The sequence below is a fragment of the Macrococcus bovicus genome (assembly GCF_004359575.1).
GTDB classification, from domain to species: Bacteria; Bacillota; Bacilli; order Staphylococcales; family Staphylococcaceae; genus Macrococcus; species Macrococcus bovicus.
Genome location: NZ_SCWF01000002.1, coordinates 44,128 through 62,625, shown reverse-complemented (window position 1 = coordinate 62,625; position 18,498 = coordinate 44,128). Strand labels below are relative to the sequence as shown.

Below are 18,498 nucleotides of genomic sequence, written 5' to 3'. Positions count from 1 at the left end.
AAGTCCTGTGAAAAATCACATTGAAAAACAAAAAAATGGGAAATCCTTGAGATTTCCCATTTTTTGTTATAATTATTAAATTCAACTATTTGTATGTTTACTCTCTATCTGGTCAATCCCTGCTGCAGCGCGCAATCCGCTGAAAATGCAGCCGCCGAGAAAAGTACCTTCTAATGCACCGTAGCCGTGAACACCGCCACCGCCGAAACCAGCGACTTCACCCGCAGCGTACAATCCCTCAATCAGTTCGCCGTCCTGATGGAAGACCTGACTGTTCAGGTCTGTCTGAATGCCCCCTAATGTCTTACGGCTGATGATGTTGAGTTTAACAGCGATCAGCGGACGGCCGTCCAGCAGCTTATGCGGCTTGACGGTCCGGATGAACTTGTCACCAAGAAAATGACGGGTGTCATTGATCGCCGTGATCTGCGGATCCTTACTGAAAGGGTTATCCACCTGCATATCGCGTGCTTCTATCTGACGACGCAGCTTATCATAATCAATGAGCTCCTTGCCGACAAGCTGATTCATCCCTCTTACAAGCGCCGGCAGATTCGCCGCCCGGACAAAGTCAACGCCATCCGTCTTGAACTTGTTGACCGGCCCTGTGCCGTGAGAGAACAGACGCTCACTGATGATTTCCTTGACATCTTTATTCGTGATGTCAGGATTCTGCTCGGAACCCGAGAGCGCAAATTCCTTGTTCATGATATCTTCTGTCAGCACAAACCACGAATAATCATAGCCGGTCTTCGTGATGGATTCAAGTGTATGCAGTGTATCGAAGCCAGGATAGTCAGGCGCTTCAAACCGGTTCCCTTCAGCATCAAACCACATAGAGGACGGACCCGGGATGATCCGGATGCCATGATTATGCCAGATTGGAGAATGGTTCTTGATGCCCTCCGTATAATGCCACATCCGGTCCTTATTGACGAGGCGGGCACCGGCATCCTCACTGATCTTCAGCATTTTGCCATCTGTCGAATCGGGTACCCCCTGAATCATGTGCTCAGGCGCCTTGCCGAGCCTTGCCGGCCAGTTCTGCCTGATCAGTTCATGATTGGCACCGATACCGCCTGTCGTGATAATCAATGTCTCAACTGCAAACGTAAACGAATCAATGATCTCTCTGGAAGAGGGCGCCCCGCGTTCCACGTCACTCGGTACGAGGATATTACCTGAAATCTTTTTGATTTGATGATCTTCAATGGTCAGATGGGTCACCTGATGACGCGGGAGGAAATGAAAGTGTTCATGATTCAGTACGAAATCAACAAACGGCTGCACCAGTCCGGGACCTGTTCCCCATGTCAGATGAAACCTTGGTACAGAATTACCATGGCCGTCTGCACGACTGCCGCCACGCTCTGCCCAGCCGAGAATCGGTGATAGCTTCACGCCCATTGAATGAAGATAGTCCTCCTTCTCGAACGCTGCAAAGTGGACATAAGCTTCCGCCCAGGCTTTCGCCCACTTGTCCTCGCCATCAAGCCGATCAAAACGCGCGGTCCCCATCCAGTCATTCATGGCCAGTTCATATGAGTCCTTGACTTTGAGACGTCTCTGTACTTTTGAATTGACAAGAAATAGACCGCCGAATGACCAGAAAGCCTGCCCCCCTATCGCCTGCTCAGGCTCCTGATCCAGCATGACGACTTCATGACCCGACTTCAGTAACTCCGTTGCGGCTACTAAGCCGCTCAGCCCTGCGCCAATAATATATACTTTCTTCTTCATCATAATCCCCCTTTTGTCTGATCGTTCTCTTTCTTCTGACACTGCTATAGACACTTGTACAATCTTAACAATATCTCCTGCTATCAGATTGGTCTATTGAAGTGTAAAGCATTGAGTGCCATTAAACTTGAAACGTCTTAACAGACATCCCAGACGACCATTTGTCACCAGAAAGCGGATATCGAACATTCAGCACATTAGAGAGCAAATGATTAAGGTCGCCATTTCAGTTAATGATCCATGCCACTCAGATAACGGACTGCTATCTCTTTATAAATCTCGATAAAGCGGATATATTTTTCTTTCTCGACGTACTCATCTGTCTGATGGGCCATGGAAGGGTCTCCTGGTCCAAAGACCACTAAAGGGAAATCTTCATCCTTTTCCTTCAGCAGATTGGAGGCATCCGTCACGCCCATCGTCGGCGCTACCAGAATAGCATGCTCCAAATAGTGTTCACCATATTTTTTTGAGAGCGTGACTAACCTGTTCTCTTTTTCAGTGACAACCGGCGGAAGATTTAAGTTGAGCTCTAAACTTAACTCATGTGTACCCTTCTGATTTTTCATCGTCTTCTTGAATAAATCCAGCATTTGTTCATTGTCAAATTCAGGCACTGTTCTGGCATTGAATTCAGCTACAGCGTATTCAGGTATCGAATTGACCTGGTTACCGCCCTGAATAATGGTATTAGTTAATATAGCCGAACCTAATGATTCACTACTTATTTCAATATCAAGTTCCTTTTTAGCGTTCTCTGAAAGAGGTGAAAAATCCAGTTCTTTAAATTCTGTATCCCGCAGAATATGATTAAATTCATTTTCGACTTCTCCAATAAATCCTATTAAAGGCTTGATAGCATTTTGACCCATGAAAGGAGCAGAACTATGACTTGCTTTCCCTTTTGAGGTCACACGGAAGTTCATCGAACCTTTATGGGCATATGCGATCATGGATTCTGACGGTTCAGCGATGATAAGGGCATCGACATCCTCCATGTAACCGTTGCGATAAAGTTGTTCTGACCCTTTCTGCTCCATTTCTTCTCCGGCTGTGGCCAGTAACCGGATAGTCCCCTTCTTCAGCAGATTCTCATTCTGAATTTCAATCATGGCAATGACCAGGGCGACTAATCCTGATTTCATGTCAGCTGTACCACGCCCATAGAGTTTTCCATTTTCTTCAGTCATTTCAAAGGGGTCATATTTCCAGTTGTCGCTGTTGCCTGCTGAAACGACATCCATATGGCCTGAAAAAGCAAGTACCGGCTTACCTTCTCCTATTTCCGCAATTAAATTTGCTCTATCTTCATTAATGTTCTCAATAGTCGACGCTATATTATATCGGCTTAATAGTTTCTGCAGATATTCACATACGGAACGTTCATTGTCATTCACACTCTTAATTGCTACGACATCCGACAGTAATCTCACTTTCTCTTCTTGACTCATCACTGCCATATCCCTCACTCCTCTTTCTTCAATTCAAAGACAAGCTCTTACTTACCTGCATTTACCCCGCCATCAATATTTATATCTACACCTGTTATAAATGACGATTCATCAGACGAGAGATAAACAATCGCTTGAGACACATCAGCCATGGTCCCTAGTTTACCTAAAGGAATCAATGTCTTCAGACCTTCAATCTGTTCATCATTATAGACACCTTCTAACATAGGGGTTCTGATATATGCCGGGTTCACTGTGTTCACTCTGATGTTGTAGCCTTGTTTAGCACAGTAGACCGCCACTGACTTGGTCATCAATCTGAGAGCACCTTTGCTGGTACTATAAGGCATCGCCTGACTCAGACCCACCACACCTGCCATAGAACCGATATTGATAATAGATCCCCCGTGACTCTTCATCACCTCAATAACCGCCTTCATCCCCAAATAAGGGCCCTCAACATTAATAGCTAAAGATTTTCTAAGATCTTCAAGACTCATGGCTTCGATATTCTTGGAAATACTGATACCGGCGCTATTCACAAGTATATCAATTTGATCAAACTTAGAGATTGTTTCATCGATAGTCTGCTGCCACATTCTTTCATCCGTAACGTCTAATTTAACGAAATGTACCTTATCCTGGAACTGTCGGGATAGTTCATCACAAACCTTTCTCCCCAGATCATCATTCAAGTCTGCAATGACGACTTTGGCGCCTTCTGCCAGCATCATGCTGACTGCATGTTTCCCCAGACCTGACGCCCCTCCAGTAATAATCGCCACTTTGCTGTCGAGTCTTCCCATTGAATCTCCTTCTTTCTTGTAATAATATTGTTACACTCTAATTTTAATCTTACATACAAAATTTTTCAAACTATTCAAGCTATTGAAGCCAATCACTTCCTCAAATAGCATTTTACTGAGAATGATGGAAAGTTTCGTTTCGGCCTTTATAGAATAACCTAGATGAGGTAAACTAGTATCATATATAACAAATTTATCATCAATAAAGGAGCCATTAAATGATCTCACTTCTTATCGCCCTCAGAAGGCTAGTTACTTCTCTATGGCATGTAGTAAAGCAGCCGATTTCTAAGGCCTTGATTTTAACTTTAGCGTTTATTTTACTGGGCAGCACCATCTATCTCACTAACGTGAACCATCTTTCACTGTTCGACGCATTCTATACAAGCATCGTCATCCTCATTCCATCCTCCTTATCAGTGGATTATCATCCTGAAACAGTAATGGATAAAGTATTTATGATGATCTATTTACTAACCGGTTCTGGCACGATGCTGACGACGCTTGTCGTTATAGCCCAAGCCATGTTCACCAAAAAACAAAGGAATAGCGGGGTCTATAACAGACGTGAAAAGTAAAAGCGGCTACATCTATGTATACAGAAGATATTTTCTATCATGGTAACATTGAGCTCTATGCATAAATTACCTGATGAATTTAATAAGGGCGAAAAAGAAAGCATTGCTCTATAAAGAAGCGTTCAGCTAAGTGACATCAAGAGATACGATAACGGATAGCGGGTTTATTAGAGTTGATTCAGAGGAATGTCAGAGAAGAACAGTCAAACTTTGTCACGGTTCAACTTTACCCATAAATAAGGAATTTTATTCCGCTGTTTTTGAGGATTTTTAAGACGTTAATGACATGCCGAGTCACTCCATGGTTTTTCAAGTGCGAAAGCACTGCAATATAGCTATTAAAATAAGAGCCATGATTAGAAAATGACTAATCATGGCTCCTATTTTGTACTGAATGAAGCTACTCTATAAGACAATACCTTCTCTTTATTCATCTATCCATCTGAATAATCCGAGGCGGTACCCGATATTTTTCTTCAGCTCTGACTGCCAGAGATTTAAGGCATCCGGTCGCTCATACCAGGAACGACCCTTGGTATCCGGCGCACCGACATAGAAGAAGTATTTATTGCCTTTATAGCGTTCAAAAATCTCCTTCGCCCGTTTCAGATGATAATCACTAGTCACGACGATGCCTGAACGCATGTGATGACGGTCCATCAGGCCATTGACAATCGTACTGTTTTTGTAGGTGCTCGTCGCTACGCTGTCGACAAGCAGACGATCAGCCGGAACGCCAAGACGGATGGCCTGCTGATAAATATCATCAGGCTTTGTAATATCAGCCGGGGACAGAATGATGTAAGACGCAAGCCCCTGCTTATAAATTTCAACTGCCTTCTCAATTCGTCCCGAGCCTCCGTTCAATACAACAATGACGTCACTCTTAATAGGCACATCACTTTTAGTGGTCTGCAAACTCTCCACTAAGACGAATGATAAGAACAGGGTGAGGAGTGTAAGGATAATCAACGCAGCCTGCTTGGTCGTCTTCATCATATTAGAACAATCCCAGGAATTTCTTTCTCTTTTTTGAGCTGGACTTCTTCGTATAATGGGTTTCCATCTTTTCTGGTGGCTTCACTCGAACGTCTCTATTATGAAGGATCGCCTCTGCATTAGCTTTCAGACGCTCCACATATTCCGGCCCTAACTCCCTTTCCACCACATCATAGGCTTCCTTGAGAAGGAACGGACGCGTCTCAGCATGATGCGCATCGCTGCCGATGATATGAACGAGATTATGCTTGATCATCTCAAGCGACGTCTCCTGCAGATTGTCACCTAGATCACCGGTCACAGACGCTGACGTCACCTGTGCAATCGCCCCTTTTTCAATCGCATCAAATAACTTATCCGGATTCTTGATCAGTGGTTTACAGCGTTCCGGATGCGCAATCAGGGGCACATAGCCTGCCATCTGAAGCTGATACAGCAGCTGTTCAGCGAAATGCGGATAATCAGAGAACGGAAACTCAATCAGCACATACTTAGAGTCATTCAGCGGCATATTATAGTCTGACTTCAGTTCATCGATGATCTTCTCATTGACGCGGATCTCGTGTCCAGGGTAAACCTTAATATTAATCTGCTGTTCATTAATAATCCGCTCGATATCCTTGATATTCAGCAAAACAGTTTCCTTTGGATTCAGCCAGTCACCCGAATAGTGATGCGGTGTGACAATAATATCAGTGATGCCCTGTCCCTCAGCCTGACGCAATAATTCAATCACATCCTGTTCAGACTTCGGTCCGTCGTCGACACCGATAAGTAAATGGTTGTGGATGTCTATCATAAGAAAACCTCCTTTAAAACTCTTAATACTATTTTATATCAAAAAGAAGAAGGTATGAGCAATAAATCACACCTTCCAGTGAATAAAATCATAAAGATTTGCTTTATAAGCATAAATCTTTGGCTATTCATATTATGAGAATTTAAATACTTATTTTTAAAAAAGTTTGAGAATATCCTATTTTTCATAAATAGTACTAAAAAGGTCATTTTGTTATTCAGGTTGTCTAACAACAATTACACTACCAACTTTTACAACGGAGTTGCTTTCAATAGTAGTATGGCTATAAAGAGTACTCGACGTGTTGATTAGACAAAAATCGCCTATTTTAGAGTTATGTTCTATTGTTACTCTTGTATTAATAGTGGTATGAGAGCCAATAATTGTATTTGCATTAATAATTGTTCCCGGTCCTATATATGAACCGTTCCCTATTTCTACAGATGAACTGACATATGCATCCCTGGATATTATGGTAATAAATCGATTGGAAGGAATATTAAGTTGCTCTACAATTTTTCTTCTTACTTCAATATTACCAATAGCAATAAAGTAATAAATGTCATCTTTGATATAATCCAAATCAAACATTTTTAAATAGTATCTGTTTTCCTTTATATGACTTACTTCAATAGAAGCGTCCATATATCCTACTACATTATAACTACCCAGTTTACTTAGTTCTTCTTCTACGACATATGAAAAACCACCACGACCTATAATAACAATATTCATTATTAACTCCTTAGTGACTAACACCTTTTGAGGTAACTACACCTTTCAACGTTTCCCATATAATCCACATATCGAACATGAAACTTTGGTTATCTAAGTAATATTTGTCATATTGGACTTTTTGATCATCTGAAATCTCATCGCGCCCCATCACTTGAGCATAACCAGTAATACCCGGTTTTATCTGATGAATGCCTAACGATGTTCTCTTTTCAATTAATTCATATTGGTTGTACAGAGCTGGGCGCGGACCAACGATAGACATATCACCTTTAACCACATTAATTAATTGTGGCAGTTCATCAATAGAAGTTTTTCTAATAAATTTTCCTACAGAAGTAATGTATGAGACACCTTCTCCTAACTTTGCCGTCTCAACATTGGGTGTCTCCACTGCCATGGATCTGAATTTATAAATGGTAAACAATTCATTATTGAGTCCAGGACGTTGTTGCTTAAAAAGTACCGGCCCTTTGGAATCTGCTTTAATTGCAATGGCTGTTACAATCAGAATAGGTGTGACTGCAGCGAGTCCCAACAAGGAAGAAGATAAATCAAAACTTCTCTTAATCATTCTTACTGCCTCTTTTCGTAGCTAAGTATTCCTCGACTTCTAATTCGATACCTTCTTTGAAACTCATAGGGTCATACCCAAAATCTTGTGTAGCTGGTAAATGAGAATACACCTTATCTTCTTGCATTCTTAATACTTGTTCACCTTTAATGGGAAAACCAGGAATAAAATTTTGTCCGAACATAGCAATCTTGTAAGATAATTGAAGAGGAACAGGAAAAATCAGCACGTTTTTGTTAAGTTTATGAGTTATCATCTTAATTATTGTCCTGTACTCTACCTCATCTTTTCCTGAAAGATTATATTCTTTGTTCTGAGTAATCTTTGGATTTGATAGAACATCATAATAAGCTTTGCCGAGATCCTGTGCTCTGACAGGTTGCAGTAAATTCTTCCCTTTTCCGAATACAGGAAATATCGGGAAAGCATCTAAAAATTTAATTAATTTTTTCATATTATGATCTTTCATATTTCCATAAATCATAGTTGGTCTTAAAATAGTCAGATTAATCGGTCTTGTATTTAGAAGGGTATCTTCAATCTTAATATACTCGGAAGATGCAGATTTAAATTTGGAATATCTTCCTGTAGTATGAACACCAATTAACCATTTAACATTATTTTTTTGTCCATATGTTGCTAATAATGGAGAAAAACGAATATTTGCTATATTTAATATTGTATCTATATCTTGGGTAACTTTATCTAAGAAAGATGCATCCGTTAAATCACCTGTAACGCATTTTATATTTAAATTGCCAAACTGTTCTAATGCTTTAGTATTAGTTGATTCTCTAACTACACATCGAATTTCATCATAATTTAAGCTATTGTTATTTAAGTGCTCTAAAAAGAATAATCCAGAATTACCTGTAGCTCCAGTAATTAAAAGTTTCATCGCTTAATCCTTTCTAAATTTGTTGAAAATATTTAATTGCTTTGCGACAACTTTATTTTCGTCATAGAGTTCATGAGCCCTTATCAAACCTTTTTCCTTGAATTCATCTAACAATTCTCTATTATTATTTAGATAATCAATATATTTAGCTATTTCATCACTGCGGTTGACTTCGAATAAATAACCAGTTTCATTATTTATTACTTCTTCTCTACTGCCGCGTATATTAGTTGCTAAGATAGCATTTTTCATAGCCATCGCCTCAATAATCGAACGCGGCATCCCTTCACGATATGACGGGAGACAAAAAATATCGCTTAAATTTAGGTAGTCTTCAGCGTTATTAACATGACCTACAAACTTTATATTTTTATTAGCTTCGTATTTCTTTATGAAATCATGAGTTGTTGTATCTCGTTCACCATGAGGCAACATTCCCATAATAATAATTGTAATATTTTTTTCCTTAAGCAAACTATAGGCATCTAATAAATCAACAATTCCTTTTTCTTTTACTAGACGACCAATAAAACTTACTATTAAATGATCATCAGGTATCTCAAGTTTCTTTCTCAAGTTCTCTTTTTCTATTTCAGTTTTGAGTTTATAATTATATTTATTTTCTAAATCAATACCATTGCTTATACATACGTAATGATCAATCTTGCTTGTTCTTAAAAATTTATGTTTCTTTGCTACTTCATAATCTTCTTGGCTTTGAGTAAAAATATAATCTGTACAAAAACGTCCAATGTATTTTTCAATAGAGAAAAAGAATTTATATTGTTTATCAGACATTCCTTCATGAAAATAGAACCCATGAGCAGTATAAATGATGGTAGGAACTCCTGCTATTTTAGCAGCTATGCGACCAAGAACTGAAGCTACTGGAGTATGGACATGTACAATCTGAGGTTTTTCTTTTTTGAACAATTTCACAAGTTTAATAATTGATTTTAAATTTGATAGAGGGCTGATTTTTCTATCAATTTTGACATTATGAAATTTGAAACCATCATCTTTAATTTGTTTTGTAAAAGGTCCTTCATGACAGACGCAATGAACATCCCATCCTGCCTCGCGGGTTGCTAGGTTGAGCGGACGCAGAAAATTATTCATAGTCATATCAATGGCAGATATTTGCATAATCTTCGGTTTCAAGTTATAACCTCCAGATAGATTGATCCTCTTTTATGTCTGAATCATCAATAATACCTTTAATATCTATAATAAGCCCCTTCCCGCTTAACTTAGATAAGTATTGATCTTTATTTTCTACATATTCATTATGTGAAACCGCAAATACTATTACATTCGTTTCTTCCATTTTATCTAAATCTAAAAGATCGATATTATAGAATTTCTTAGCTTCCGCTTTATCCGCTTCAACATCATTGACTTTAACTTCAAGACCATAATCTTCAAGTTCATTAATAATATCGATAACTTTCGTGTTTCGTAAATCCGGACAATTTTCTTTGAATGTTAAACCTAACATATTTACTTTGGCACCAAGAACAGTTAAATTTTTCTTCAACATTTCCTTTACAATCGTTGAAGCAATAAATTTGCCCATACCATCATTTATACGGCGACCGGATAAAATAACTTCTGGATGATGACCAAGCGCTTGTGCTTTATGCGTTAAATAATACGGATCCACACCAATACAATGACCACCGACAAGACCAGGATAGAATTTAAGGAAGTTCCACTTCGTTCCCGCCGCTTCTAATACATCCTTCGTATTAATGCCCGCTTTATCAAAAATAATAGCAAGTTCATTCATTAATGCAATGTTCACATCACGTTGCGTATTCTCAATAACTTTCGCTGCTTCAGCTACGGCAATAGAAGGTGCTTTATGTACACCAGCTTTCACCACAGAAGAATAAACATCAGCTACGATATCTAATACTTCTGGTGTCTGACCGCTGACAACTTTAGTGATGGTTTCGAAAGTATGTACTTTGTCGCCCGGGTTGATACGTTCTGGTGAGTAACCTACGAAGAAGTCTTTACCGTTCTTAAGACCTGAAAACTTCTCAAGTACAGGGACACAGTCATCCATAGTCGCACCAGGATATACAGTTGACTCATAGACCACGATTGTCCCTTTTGTGAGAATTGAACCTACCGTTTCACTTGCTTTAATAAGCGGTGTTAAATCAGGATGATTATGCTCGTTAATCGGTGTCGGTACCGCAACAATAATAAAGTCAGCTTGCTTCAAGTCTTCTTTATTACTAGTGAAAGTAATATGGGAGTTCTGAAGCTTTTTAGACGCCACTTCATTTGTGCGATCATAACCTGATTTTAATTCTTCAATACGCTTCTCGTTAATATCAAAACCAATAATTTCTCCAATATTTCCAAATGCAACCGCAACCGGTAATCCTACATATCCTAAACCGACAATACCTAATTTTCTATTCATACAGCTATCCACCTATCTTATTTATTATGAATCTTGTTTTACCGCTTTTCTCTTTGGGAATTTCATTTAAATAATTAAACTTATACTTATTGTTGATTCCTAATCTATGGTTTAACTTTTCAGTTAATAAAGATTCAGCTTTTTCTTTATTATCAAGAAAAGACTTAGTTACCACTAAATTTATATCAAAACAATTGTTGTCAACTTGAATAAACTGTGATTGTATAACTTGATCACCAAACTCTTTGCATACGTTAGACATATTGACGCTTGTAACAATATTGCCGTTATCACCTACTAAATAATCAGTTCCTCTACCAATTATCTTAGTTATGGGTACATCTTTTTGATAACTGGTTAAGTATTCTTCGGTTGAGTTTATTAAAACTTGATCACCAATTTTGTAACGAACAATAGGAGTGGCTTCATTAATATAACTGGTTACAATCATGTCATATATATTGTCTTTTACTCGGAAAAACTCAAATAATCCTGTTTCATGTCCTATATGAAACTTTTTTCCATCATCAGAGAACAGGAAAGGAGCACCTTCACTACTCGCATACTGATCCACCACTTTTGTATTAAAAGCACGTTCTATATCTTCTCTCATTTTATCTGTGAGCGTTTCAGCAGTGGGAAAAATAGCTTTAATCGTCCAACTAATTTTAATATTATTTTGCAATATATATTTTGCTAATAAATGAATAGAGGATGGAAAACCATCTAGAGATAAAGGTTTAAACTTACTCATGTGCTCATAAATATATTTAACATTGTCTTTATTCATTTTAAAAGAAGCATACAAGGTTTGGTTCATAGGCCAATTATAGCGCCAAAGTATATTTTTGTGATTTTGCGGAACAATCTCTTTGCCGGTAAATGAACCTCTTTTAGAAAACGGCTCGACTCCATATAAAGTTTTAATATAATCTAAGTATGCCATTCGTTTATTTATATCATTAATTGAAGAATAAACTTTTAAACTTTTACCAGTAGTACCGCCCGTTTTATTGATATTATCTTTTTTTGAAGAATCTGATCTTAATTCAAGTTCATTTCTTAAATCCTCTTTAGAAGTCATCGGTAAATCTAATAATGATTTTAGTGAGTTAGGCATAATATTTAATTTTTTTTGATAAAAAGGAATATTATTTTTAAGATGGTTAACTAATTGTCTGACATTTTCTTCTTCTGTTATATTAGCTTTTCTATAATTTTCTAAATGTTTAAAGTAAGATTCAGTATATCTTTTTTTCTTTAATTTGTAACCATATATAGAGGTCATCACATGTTGAATAAAAACGGGACTTTTATAATATATCTTATGCATATTTCCACCTACTTATAATAGTCAATGTACCAGTCTACAAAACGATTAACCCCATCTTGAATATTAGTCTTTGGTTTAAAATTGATATCCCTAAATAAATCTTCTACATTAGCATATGTTTCTGGAACATCTCCCGCTTGAAGATCCATAAAGTTTTTCTTAGCAGTTTTACCTACTTTATTTTCAATGGCTTCTACAAATTCCATTAATCTTACCGGAGAGTTATTCCCAATATTATAGACTTTATATGGTGCATAACTAGAGTCAGGCGACGGATTAGCTCCATCCCAGTTTGGGTTCGGTTTAGCCGGTTTTTCAACAAGTCTAGTAATAGATTCTACTATATCATCTACATAAGTGAAGTCTCTCATCATATTGCCATGATTATATACATCAATGATTTCATTATTAATAATTGCTTTCGTAAATTTAAAAAGCGCCATATCAGGTCTACCCCATGGACCATAAACTGTAAAAAATCTTAGACCAGTTGTTGGAAGATTATATAAATGACTGTATGTATGTGCCATTAACTCATTAGATTTTTTTGTAGCTGCATATAAACTTAATGGATGATCTATATTATCTGATGTTGAAAAAGGTTTAGAAGTATTAGCACCATATACCGAACTAGAAGAAGCATATATAAGATTCTTCACACCGTAATGACGACACCCTTCTAAAATACTCATAAATCCATTTATATTGCTCGTAATGTAAGTATAGGGGTTTTCTAGACTATAACGCACTCCTGCTTGTGCTGCTAGATTAATAACAACTTCAGGCCGTTCATCTGAAAAAACTTTATCAATCGCTTCGTTATCTGAAAGATCAATTTTATAACTTTTAATATTACCTTCAAGTAATATTTTTAGTCTATCTTCTTTAAGTTGAACGTCATAATAATCATTAAGGTTATCGATTCCAAAAACGTCATAACCTTCAGTTTTTAATCTTTTTGCTAAATGAGAACCGATAAACCCTGCAACTCCTGTAATCAATACTTTTTTCATATTAATCTCTCCTTATACAATACTTCTTTAAAGACCCTATCTCTCTTTTGTTGTAGAAATGCAGAATCATAATTCTTCAGTTTAATATTATTCTCGTTTAAAACTTTATTTAAATCACTATCAAGCAACTTCATTAATGCTACCTTAAATTCATCATATGATAATGGATTAAACATAAAATCTTCACTTAATAATTCTGGAGTACCTCCTACATTACTGGCTATAACTGGTTTGTTATTTGAAAATGCTTCTAATATTACTCGTGGTAGTCCCTCAGTCAAACTTGGGTGAATAAAAATATCTAGAGTTTTAAACCATTCGTTTACTAATTTTTTATTAGACAATTTGCCTACACTATTGAGTTCTAAACGACTATATTTATTAAATAATTCTTTTAATGAATTATTTATTTCACCACCAGCTATTGAAACTTCAAAATTATATCCTTTTTCTTTAGAAAATCTGCCTAGGTAGTCGATTCCTCTGTAAAAATTTTTATAACTAAGATCGGGCTTTCCCATAAAACCAATTTTAATTACATTGTTTACATTTATCTTTTTTTCAAAATTAAAATTCCTGGTTTCTTGCCAATCTATGTTTACATTAGATACATTATCATTTATTCCTTTAGTTGAATAAATATTTTGAAGATATTTTTCAGTAACATAAATAGCACCATTAGCATTGTAAACAATTTTTTTCATCATGTAGTGAATAAATGGAGCTAAAATTTTCCCACTAATTTTATTAGTTAAATTAAATGCATCATACCCATTTCCAACTACTTCTACTAAATAAGGTTTATTATATTTTTTTATGAATTTAAAAGCATCAACCCCCAATATACTAGGAAGTCTTATAATAACAAAATCACTTTCTTTGATAATAGTATTCATATTTCTTATTGAGGCTCTTCTTTTACTCAAATTTCTTAAACTACTATAATTTAACTGAGGATAAAAATTGACTTTGTGGGTGTTTGATTTAACACATTTATTTATATCGAATTTATCAGAACTAATTCTACAAATTATATTAAGTTCATCAAAGTACTTTAAATATCTATCCCATATATTTTCTGGAAAACCTCCCAATGAATAGTAATTTTCATTAGATATAATTACTGGAAAATCGTGAATAAATGTTGCTTTCATATAATCCTCCTATTTATTAGATACCTTCAAAAGTAAATTTTTAAATAAAACTATAGACGATAACAAAATAATAAGTGATGACAGTTCATTAATAAATATGCTTAAATTTTGAAATATTGTAATAATGGCTCTAAGAACAATAACAATTAATATCATGCTATAAGTCAAATTATTATCAAAAACTTTTTGTAAAAAGTATCTAATAATGAGCATAATTAAGATAGGATAGATAAATACAGATAATAATTCAAAAGGTAAGTAAAATTGACCCAAAAGAGGTATGATTTGTGAAACTTGATTATTTTCAAAAATTCTTTGATTAAACAATTCTGTACTTGTAAGTAATGTTTCAGGTCTCCATAACATATTAAGACCAAGAAAAGGTCTTATAACATCATACAAAAATGTAATATATACATTTTGTTTAATGTATATACTTATGTCTAAAGATAGAGCTACATTATATATACCAGCAAAATATATTTGGAGATAATCTGTTAATAATGCTAATTTGTTTGATGTTATCTGATAACTAAAAGTAGCTCTTCCTAGTGAAATAATGTATAAGGATATCAGTAAAAAAGTAAAAATTAAATAATTATAGACTTTCATTTTTTTTTTATATAAATTATTTAATATTATCAATGCAGATGAAATCGCTAATACTACATCCATTCTGTTTAACCCTATAAAAATAGAATTAATTACTAGAACCAGTATGATAGTTATTAAAAGATATCTATTTAAAGGTTTTTGATTATATTTAATGTAAAAAAAATTTATAGTTTGACCAATCAATAAAAATTTTGATAGGTATAACATAAAAAATATAATTGTTTGCGTAATACTAAGTTCATTTAATTTTTTCTGTTCTCCTATACCTAAAAAAGTTATGTGGTCAATAATTAAAGGAGATAATAAAATAGATATTATAATAAATATGACAAAAACTTGATTTAAAGCAGGACTAATATGACGAAAACGAAAATCAACTTTATATATATCAAAATCTTTTTTTCTAAGCAAAATAATGTACGATATCAATACTACAATTAATTCCATCCCCATTAGAATAATACTCTTGTTAAAATTCTCGATGCTAGGAGTATAATATGATCTTCCTTCGTACCATCCTGTTTTAACAACTAAGAAAGAAAGCAATGAATATCTGATAAAATAAATTATATATATTAATGAAAGTAAAAATTTTTTAGAGGATTTGATTAATAAATATCCACCCATAATAATCGTTGCTAAAGGCAAAATATATAGATTTTCATATCCATCATGTACAGTATAATTACTAGTATAATACACAGAATATATAGAGAAAAATAATGTAAAAATAATTATTATATTATTTATTTTACTCACTCCTACTACTAGGTATTGTATAATAAGCAATTTTGAATACCAAATTTAATAAATGGAACACACCTAGCACATATGCTGCTCCATAAACACCATAAGGAGGTATTAAAATCAAACTTAAAATATAAGTTATTAAACTACTTATAATTAAAAACAAAGGTTGAAATTTAACGCTTCCTTTTAAAAGTAAAGCAGAATCATATATCCAAGAAGAAATTGAACTAGGAATAACAATAGTCATAATAAGAAGAACATTTTTGAATTCTGAAATTTTGTTGTTAAATAAAATTTGAAGAATACTTTCGCCTAAAATACTATTCAAAATAAGAAATATTAGTCCAATTGCAAGTGCTATTAGATTTAAATAAATATGTAAATATTTATTAAATTTCTTTTTATCATTTTTATATAGCTTTTTCATATAAGGTAAAAACGTTTGACTTATGGTATTCATGAGAAGGTTAACAATTGTAATAATATAAAGTAGTGCAGACAAAATTCCTACTAATTCAATACTATAAAATTTTTCAAGTGCAAACTTCGGAATATTTGCTGAATAAGTATAAATTGCTTGTACAATACCTAAAGGTAATAATGAAATAAAGAGATTTTTAAAACTTACATTATTTTTATAAGAAAATGCATTTCCAGCCTTATACAGATAATTTCTCTCAAAAAACTGAAAGATAAAAGTAAAAATAATCTGGATTATTAATGAGAAATATAAATTTTCAGTATAAGTTATTACTAATGTAAATAATAATAGTGATATTATGGATTTTATAATTAATAAGATTGATGATTCTTTAAATTTTTTTAATTTGTTAGGAAAAGCTTGATAAAATTCCGAATTAATATCTAACACTTTTAATATCATTACTAATGTAATAATAAGAAATAAATCTTTGTAAAAAATTAACGCAATAATTTCACAGATAATAAGTGAAAGGATACTTGTTAATGTCCTAAACTTACTACTTATATAAAAATTAATGTTATCACTCGATACTAAATAGGCCCTCAGTTTCATATTAAATAGTAATGATAAAGGCGCTGTAATTGCCAACGCTAAAGTATATTCACCTAACTGCCTACTTCCTAGAATCTTTGTTATTAATATCACTATCATTAATTTAGTTAATGTATTTGTAATGTTCGCTAGAAGCACTACCGAAAGTTTTCCAAAAAGTGCTTTCAAATCAAAATCTCCTCAATTATTAAAATGAAGTAACTACTCTGCATAATAGTAATAATTAGATCCTTCTTCTTCTTTGTCTAATTTATTTAAAACTACCCCTAAAATATTAGCTCGATTTTTATCAAGTTCTGTTTTTGCTGAGATGACTTTATCGCGATGATTTCTAGTCGCATTAATGACAAGCAAAGTTCCATCTACTAAATTTGAAATAATCTTTGAGTCTGTTACCGCCAAAACCGGTGCTGTATCAATTATGATGATATCGAAAGTTTGTTCAAGGGTTTCAAGAAGATTCTGTTTTACTTTTGATCCTAATAATTCAGCTGGATTAGGTGGTACAGGCCCTGATGTAATAAGAGATAGATTCTCTATTTCTGTAACCTTTATAACTGATGAAAGATCAGCCTGTCCTGCTATTAAATTAGATAAACCACTTGTATTAGTGTATGAGAAAATCTTATGTTGCGTTGGTTTACGCATATCAGCATCTATAAGTATTGTTTTGTAGCCTGCCTGCGCAAAGGCGACAGCAACATTTGCAGATACAGTTGATTTTCCTTCTTCAGGTTCAGATGAAGTAATCATGACGCGTTTAATCGCTTTATCTGATGAAGTAAAAAGAATATTTGTTCTTAACGTTCGAAATTGTTCCGATATGACAGATTTAGGCCGGTTCATGATTTCCAGCTGGTTAATTTCTTTACTTTTTATTTTTTTCATGTCTGGCTCCTATTCCTGAATTTTATAGATTTTACCAAGCGTTGGCAGACTTAGATATTGCTCGATTTTTTCTTCTGTGTTCATACGGTTGTCTAATAATTTTTTCATAAAGGCGATCGCTGTTCCTAATATCAATCCCAGTAACCCTGCGATAATCGCATTATTAAGTGGTTTCGGTTTAATCGGAGACTGTTTTTCGTTTTCATCTGCTTTTGAGAAGACAGATAAGTTGTCGACACCCATCACACGTTTAACTTCTTTCTGTGTGACTGCTGCGAGTTCATTCGCAATGCGCGCATTGTTTTTAGTCTCTGGCCCTGATACATTGATTTTCATTAACTGTGACTCTGCTTCGCTTGTCACACTGATTCTTGAAGCGAGCGCTTCTTCGTCTGTTTTCAGATTTAAATTATCAACGACCTGCTGACGCACCACTTTAGAATTGACCATCTGACTATATGTATTGATCAGCTGCAAGTTCGTCTGCACCTGACCTGGATTGTAGACGTTGGTATCTTTCCCTTTCTGGTTGATGATCACTTGTGATTCAGACTGATAAATCGGTTTCATTAGAAAAGCTGAAACAATGAATGCTAATAACGCAAACGTAATACCAAGTCCTAAGATAAGCTTGAAGTTCCTTTTTAAAATCTCCAATATTTCCTTTAAATCGATTACTTCTTCCATAATGC

The 18,498-nt window shown here is 34.8% G+C and carries 18 protein-coding genes; 1 reads left to right on the top strand and 17 read right to left on the bottom strand.

Translation table 11 applies throughout. The annotated features are described in order from the left end of the window. Positions 1–81 precede the first annotated feature (81 nt). From ERX55_RS03035 to ERX55_RS03025, 3 genes are all read right to left on the bottom strand, one after another. Complete coding sequence (locus tag ERX55_RS03035) at positions 82–1,740, bottom strand: FAD-binding dehydrogenase (protein ID WP_133451122.1); 1,659 nt, start codon at positions 1,738–1,740, stop codon at positions 82–84. Between the two features lie 230 nt (positions 1,741–1,970). Beyond that, positions 1,971–3,200 carry an ArgE/DapE family deacylase gene (locus tag ERX55_RS03030; protein ID WP_133451121.1) on the bottom strand — a complete coding sequence of 410 codons (1,230 nt, stop codon included), beginning with the start codon at positions 3,198–3,200 and terminating at the stop codon, positions 1,971–1,973. Positions 3,201–3,238: 38 nt separating this feature from the next. Then, on the bottom strand, positions 3,239–3,997 hold the full coding sequence (locus ERX55_RS03025; protein WP_133451120.1) for a glucose 1-dehydrogenase: 759 nt from the start codon (positions 3,995–3,997) through the stop codon (positions 3,239–3,241). Between the two features lie 218 nt (positions 3,998–4,215). Between ERX55_RS03025 and ERX55_RS03020 the strand changes: the two genes are divergently transcribed. After that, positions 4,216–4,575, top strand: coding sequence for a two pore domain potassium channel family protein (locus ERX55_RS03020; RefSeq protein WP_133451118.1), 360 nt, complete (start codon positions 4,216–4,218; stop codon positions 4,573–4,575). A 426-nt stretch (positions 4,576–5,001) separates the two neighbouring features. Here ERX55_RS03020 and ERX55_RS03015 read toward each other — a convergent pair whose 3' ends face one another. From ERX55_RS03015 to ERX55_RS02950, 14 genes are all read right to left on the bottom strand, one after another. Continuing rightward, complete coding sequence (locus ERX55_RS03015) at positions 5,002–5,574, bottom strand: YdcF family protein (RefSeq protein ID WP_133451116.1); 573 nt, start codon at positions 5,572–5,574, stop codon at positions 5,002–5,004. Position 5,575: 1 nt separating this feature from the next. Then, positions 5,576–6,373, bottom strand: a complete 798-nt coding sequence (locus ERX55_RS03010) for a tyrosine-protein phosphatase (protein ID WP_133451114.1) — start codon at positions 6,371–6,373, stop codon at positions 5,576–5,578. A 213-nt stretch (positions 6,374–6,586) separates the two neighbouring features. After that, positions 6,587–7,108, bottom strand: coding sequence for a PglD-related sugar-binding protein (locus tag ERX55_RS03005; protein ID WP_133451113.1), 522 nt, complete (start codon positions 7,106–7,108; stop codon positions 6,587–6,589). A gap of 10 nt (positions 7,109–7,118) precedes the next feature. Beyond that, entirely contained in the window at positions 7,119–7,679 is a 561-nt protein-coding gene (locus ERX55_RS03000) for a sugar transferase (protein ID WP_133451268.1), read from the bottom strand. Beyond that, a complete protein-coding gene (locus ERX55_RS02995; protein ID WP_133451112.1) occupies positions 7,675–8,580 on the bottom strand; it encodes an SDR family oxidoreductase in 906 nt (301 codons plus the stop codon). The genes ERX55_RS03000 and ERX55_RS02995 overlap by 5 nt, the downstream gene beginning before the upstream one ends. 3 nt (positions 8,581–8,583) lie before the next feature. Further along, the gene (locus tag ERX55_RS02990) at positions 8,584–9,741 is read right to left on the bottom strand and encodes a glycosyltransferase family 4 protein (RefSeq protein ID WP_243721442.1); all 1,158 of its coding nucleotides are present in this window, start codon (positions 9,739–9,741) and stop codon (positions 8,584–8,586) included. Between the two features lies 1 nt (position 9,742). After that, positions 9,743–11,017 (bottom strand): nucleotide sugar dehydrogenase, encoded by a 1,275-nt coding sequence (locus ERX55_RS02985; RefSeq protein ID WP_133451111.1) that lies wholly within the window; start codon positions 11,015–11,017, stop codon positions 9,743–9,745. A 4-nt stretch (positions 11,018–11,021) separates the two neighbouring features. Further along, a complete protein-coding gene (locus ERX55_RS02980) occupies positions 11,022–12,350 on the bottom strand; it encodes a phenylacetate--CoA ligase family protein (protein ID WP_133451109.1) in 1,329 nt (442 codons plus the stop codon). Between the two features lie 8 nt (positions 12,351–12,358). After that, positions 12,359–13,363: an NAD-dependent epimerase gene (locus tag ERX55_RS02975; protein WP_133451108.1), complete on the bottom strand. Its 1,005-nt coding sequence runs from the start codon at positions 13,361–13,363 to the stop codon at positions 12,359–12,361. Then, positions 13,360–14,517 (bottom strand): glycosyltransferase, encoded by a 1,158-nt coding sequence (locus ERX55_RS02970; RefSeq protein WP_133451107.1) that lies wholly within the window; start codon positions 14,515–14,517, stop codon positions 13,360–13,362. Before ERX55_RS02970 ends, ERX55_RS02975 begins: the two co-directional genes overlap by 4 nt. Positions 14,518–14,526: 9 nt before the next feature. Further along, positions 14,527–15,585 (bottom strand): hypothetical protein, encoded by a 1,059-nt coding sequence (locus ERX55_RS02965; protein ID WP_165983689.1) that lies wholly within the window; start codon positions 15,583–15,585, stop codon positions 14,527–14,529. A gap of 298 nt (positions 15,586–15,883) precedes the next feature. After that, positions 15,884–17,086, bottom strand: coding sequence for an oligosaccharide flippase family protein (locus ERX55_RS02960; protein ID WP_133451105.1), 1,203 nt, complete (start codon positions 17,084–17,086; stop codon positions 15,884–15,886). A gap of 33 nt (positions 17,087–17,119) precedes the next feature. After that, the gene (locus ERX55_RS02955) at positions 17,120–17,806 is read right to left on the bottom strand and encodes a CpsD/CapB family tyrosine-protein kinase (protein ID WP_133451104.1); all 687 of its coding nucleotides are present in this window, start codon (positions 17,804–17,806) and stop codon (positions 17,120–17,122) included. Between the two features lie 9 nt (positions 17,807–17,815). Continuing rightward, positions 17,816–18,493 (bottom strand): YveK family protein, encoded by a 678-nt coding sequence (locus ERX55_RS02950; protein ID WP_133451103.1) that lies wholly within the window; start codon positions 18,491–18,493, stop codon positions 17,816–17,818. Positions 18,494–18,498: the final 5 nt, after the last annotated feature.

Bases quoted from the DNA above. Each gene is read 5' to 3' on its own strand.
- ERX55_RS03035 (WP_133451122.1), bottom strand. From the start codon at position 1,740: ATGAAGAAGAAAGTATATATTATTGGCGCAGGGCTGAGCGGCTTAGTA.
- ERX55_RS03030 (WP_133451121.1), bottom strand. From the start codon at position 3,200: ATGGCAGTGATGAGTCAAGAAGAGAAAGTGAGATTACTGTCGGATGTC.
- ERX55_RS03025 (WP_133451120.1), bottom strand. From the start codon at position 3,997: ATGGGAAGACTCGACAGCAAAGTGGCGATTATTACTGGAGGGGCGTCA.
- ERX55_RS03020 (WP_133451118.1), top strand. From the start codon at position 4,216: ATGATCTCACTTCTTATCGCCCTCAGAAGGCTAGTTACTTCTCTATGG.
- ERX55_RS03015 (WP_133451116.1), bottom strand. From the start codon at position 5,574: ATGATGAAGACGACCAAGCAGGCTGCGTTGATTATCCTTACACTCCTC.
- ERX55_RS03010 (WP_133451114.1), bottom strand. From the start codon at position 6,373: ATGATAGACATCCACAACCATTTACTTATCGGTGTCGACGACGGACCG.
- ERX55_RS03005 (WP_133451113.1), bottom strand. From the start codon at position 7,108: ATGAATATTGTTATTATAGGTCGTGGTGGTTTTTCATATGTCGTAGAA.
- ERX55_RS02995 (WP_133451112.1), bottom strand. From the start codon at position 8,580: ATGAAACTTTTAATTACTGGAGCTACAGGTAATTCTGGATTATTCTTT.
- ERX55_RS02985 (WP_133451111.1), bottom strand. From the start codon at position 11,017: ATGAATAGAAAATTAGGTATTGTCGGTTTAGGATATGTAGGATTACCG.
- ERX55_RS02980 (WP_133451109.1), bottom strand. From the start codon at position 12,350: ATGCATAAGATATATTATAAAAGTCCCGTTTTTATTCAACATGTGATG.
- ERX55_RS02975 (WP_133451108.1), bottom strand. From the start codon at position 13,363: ATGAAAAAAGTATTGATTACAGGAGTTGCAGGGTTTATCGGTTCTCAT.
- ERX55_RS02970 (WP_133451107.1), bottom strand. From the start codon at position 14,517: ATGAAAGCAACATTTATTCACGATTTTCCAGTAATTATATCTAATGAA.
- ERX55_RS02965 (WP_165983689.1), bottom strand. From the start codon at position 15,585: ATGGGGATGGAATTAATTGTAGTATTGATATCGTACATTATTTTGCTT.
- ERX55_RS02955 (WP_133451104.1), bottom strand. From the start codon at position 17,806: ATGAAAAAAATAAAAAGTAAAGAAATTAACCAGCTGGAAATCATGAAC.
- ERX55_RS02950 (WP_133451103.1), bottom strand. From the start codon at position 18,493: ATGGAAGAAGTAATCGATTTAAAGGAAATATTGGAGATTTTAAAAAGG.